Below are 3,249 nucleotides of genomic sequence, written 5' to 3'. Positions count from 1 at the left end.
TATCTAGCAGTAAACTCTAACCCCAAAGCATTCACCAGCCAAATAAAGACCAGAAGCGACATTTAACAGGCGAAACTTTCGATTAATCTGAGTTTAAACCATTTACTAGCATCTTATGCTAGATATTTACACATCATTTAACATTTATGACAAATCAAGTCTAACAAATAATTGTTTATATATTGGGCAAAAAACTTTTATTGTGAAGAATATCACCAGACAAAAGATAGGAAATATTGAAACAAAGTGAGCAATACAATGAAGATAAATACAAAAAAAGCTAAGTACCATTAGCACTTAGCTTTTTTCACTAGAATGCGGGTTAGTTCTATTTTTCCCAACGCTGTGCAGCTTGATGATCGGTGTCGCGCGACTCAACCCAACGATCTTCATTCGTCGTACGCTCTTTTTTCCAAAATGGAGCTTGGGTTTTCAGATAATCCATGATGAACTCGCACGCATCAAATGCCGCGCCGCGGTGCGCACTGGAAACGCCCACAAATACAATTTGATCACCGCTATCCATGTCTCCGACGCGATGAATCACGCGTACACCTAATAGTGGCCAGCGAGACTCAGCTTGATCACAAATGTCGCTCAAGCTCTTCTCTGTCATCCCCGGATAGTGCTCTAGATGTAAACCAATGACATTATCCCCAAGGTTCATATCTCGAACTTTACCAACGAATGTAACGACAGCACCGGCAGCCGCCCCTTCAGATAGACGTTGATATTCTTGCTCAACCGAAAAGTCTTCAATTTGTACAGAAACACGAGAATCCATCTTAACCCCCAGTTACCGGCGGGAAAAACGCAACTTCGTCACCTGCTTTTACTTGTGTATCCAGAGGGACGATGGATTGGTTCACTGCAGCAAGTAGCTTTCCTGGCTCGAGCGCTAAATCCCACTTGCCATCTTTCTTAGTGCCTTCTTCCACTAGATGTGCACGAATTGATTCAACCGTTTCAAACGGCCCGTCTAACTCGACACTGTCGATGCCAATCAGCTCGCGAGTTTGAGCAAAGAAAAGTACTTTAATCATGATTCCACCTTAAAGTGACCAGATTTACCACCCGTTTTCTCTAGTAGACGAACTTGACCAATGACCATGTCTTTTTGTACTGCTTTACACATATCGTAAATCGTTAGAGCAGCAACGGAAGCTGCCGTGAGCGCTTCCATTTCCACACCAGTTTTACCCGCAAGTTTACATACTGATTCGATGCGAACTTTGTTTTCTGCTTCGATAGCTTCCAGTTGAACTTCAACTTTAGAGAGTAGTAGCGGATGACAAAGTGGAATCAAATCCCAGGTTTTCTTCGCAGCTTGAATACCAGCAATACGAGCCGTCGCAAATACATCACCTTTGTGGTGCTGGCCAGAGACAATCAGTTGAAGTGTTTCTGGGGCCATGTGAACAAATGCTTCAGCACGAGCTTCACGAACCGTCTCCGTTTTTGCTGACACGTCAACCATGTTTGCTTCGCCAGAAGCATTGATATGTGTAAATTGGGTCATTGTTTTTCCTTCGCTTTTAGGAAAGGTTATACAGATAGGTGTGGCATGAAGTTACAAGGGCGATGACTTGCATCCAACTGCTGTTTAATAATTTTTGTCCAGCCTGTGCGGCACGCACCAGTTGAACCTGGCATTGCGAAGATCACGGTGTGGTTAGCAAAACCAGCAATCGCACGAGACTGAATCGTAGACGTACCGATCTCTTCGTACGACACCATACGGAACAACTCACCAAAACCTTCAACTTCTTTATCAAATAGAGGCTTAAGTGCTTCTGGCGTGCTATCACGTGAGGTGAAACCTGTACCACCAGTAATCATGATCGCTTGTACGCTTTCATCAGCAATCCATTGAGAAACAATCGCGCGGATCTTATACATGTCATCAATAACAATTTGCTTGTCTACTACGTTGTGACCCGCTTCTTGAGCATGCTCAGCTAGGTAACGACCAGAGGTATCGTTTTCTTCAGTACGAGTGTCAGATACCGTTAGAACGGCAATATTTGCAGGTTGGAATTTGCTTTCAGCGTGACCCATTTGTTCACCTATTCTCTTAATTAGCTTTGATACGCTTGGTATCGATTCGGAAAAAGTTAGAGCCAGCTTATCAGTGAACTCGCTCTAAAAATTGAATGAAGTTAGCCGCCGATAGACGCGAGGTGTGGCGTCATACCAGTATTGCCATCATGCAAGAAATGGCTTACCGACTTGGTTTGTAACTGCGCCTGGATACGTTCAATAAGCTCACTCTCTTGCTCATCACGTTCCAAAAGATCACGCAATTCTACACCGTGGTCTCCAAACAGACATAGGTGCAGCTTACCCATCGCAGAAACGCGCAGTCGGTTGCAGCTTTCACAAAAGTCTTTTTCATAAGGCATGATAAGACCTATTTCACCCTTGTAATCAGGATGAACAAATACTTGCGCAGGACCATCATTATGCGAGCGCACTTTCAGCAACCAACCATTTGCAATTAGCTGGTTACGAATTGCCACTCCGGATACATGGTGCTTATTAAATAGCTCATCCATCTCACCCGTTTGCATCAACTCAATGAAACGCAGTTGGATTGGACGATCTTTTATCCAGTTAAGAAACGCTGGCAGCTCGTGATGGTTCAGATCTTTCATCAACACCACATTAACTTTTACTTGCTCATAACCGACCTCGAACGCACGTTCGATACCATTCATGACTTCAGTAAACTTATTTTCACCTGTGATTTGATGAAACATACGCGGGTCAAGGCTATCCACACTGACATTAATGTGGGTTAAACCCGCTTCACGCCAATCTGCGACTTGTTTTGCCATGCGATAGCCATTGGTTGTCGTTGCAACTTTTTGAATGCCAGGCGTCGCCGCTACTGAATGGATAATGTCGGTAAAATCTTTGCGTAAGCTAGGCTCACCACCAGTGATGCGCACTTTTGACGTGCCACAATCAGCGAATGCTTTTACGACCCGTTTGATTTCAGGGAGAGATAAAAAAGACGAGTTTTTATTGCCCGAAGGCTTATAGCCATCAGGAAGGCAATAGGTACATTTGAAATTACATACGTCGGTCACAGACAGACGCAAGTAATAAAACTTACGATGAAATTTGTCTTCGAATTGTTGCGCCACGGAACACCTTTCCAAACACGGGAGGCATGGCCATTTCCAATCATGCCCTTGTGACAGTATGCCACTGGCTCAAAACGCTTATCCAAGGACTTAGCAATAG

General features: G+C 44.0%; 5 protein-coding genes and 1 riboswitch. All 5 genes read right to left on the bottom strand.

What is annotated here, in order from left to right:
• Positions 1–328: 328 nt before the first annotated feature.
• Entirely contained in the window at positions 329–784 is a 456-nt protein-coding gene (gene moaE / locus CAG68_RS20180; RefSeq protein ID WP_025767210.1) for a molybdopterin synthase catalytic subunit MoaE, read from the bottom strand.
• 1 nt (position 785) lies between these two features.
• Positions 786–1,043, bottom strand: coding sequence for a molybdopterin synthase sulfur carrier subunit (moaD, locus tag CAG68_RS20175; protein WP_005388938.1), 258 nt, complete (start codon positions 1,041–1,043; stop codon positions 786–788).
• On the bottom strand, positions 1,040–1,519 hold the full coding sequence (gene moaC / locus CAG68_RS20170; RefSeq protein ID WP_005380779.1) for a cyclic pyranopterin monophosphate synthase MoaC: 480 nt from the start codon (positions 1,517–1,519) through the stop codon (positions 1,040–1,042). The genes moaD and moaC overlap by 4 nt, the downstream gene beginning before the upstream one ends.
• A gap of 26 nt (positions 1,520–1,545) precedes the next feature.
• Positions 1,546–2,058, bottom strand: coding sequence for a molybdenum cofactor biosynthesis protein B (gene moaB / locus CAG68_RS20165; protein WP_005388935.1), 513 nt, complete (start codon positions 2,056–2,058; stop codon positions 1,546–1,548).
• Between the two features lie 101 nt (positions 2,059–2,159).
• On the bottom strand, positions 2,160–3,149 hold the full coding sequence (gene moaA / locus CAG68_RS20160) for a GTP 3',8-cyclase MoaA (RefSeq protein ID WP_017636052.1): 990 nt from the start codon (positions 3,147–3,149) through the stop codon (positions 2,160–2,162).
• A riboswitch (molybdenum cofactor riboswitch) is annotated at positions 3,138–3,249 on the bottom strand. This riboswitch is flagged as partial in the annotation. It overlaps the preceding gene by 12 nt.

Source organism: Vibrio sp. V42_P2S4T144 (genome assembly GCF_009904715.1).
In the GTDB taxonomy this organism is placed as follows: Bacteria; Pseudomonadota; Gammaproteobacteria; order Enterobacterales; family Vibrionaceae; genus Vibrio; species Vibrio alginolyticus.
This window is presented reverse-complemented; position numbering and strand designations above follow the sequence as displayed.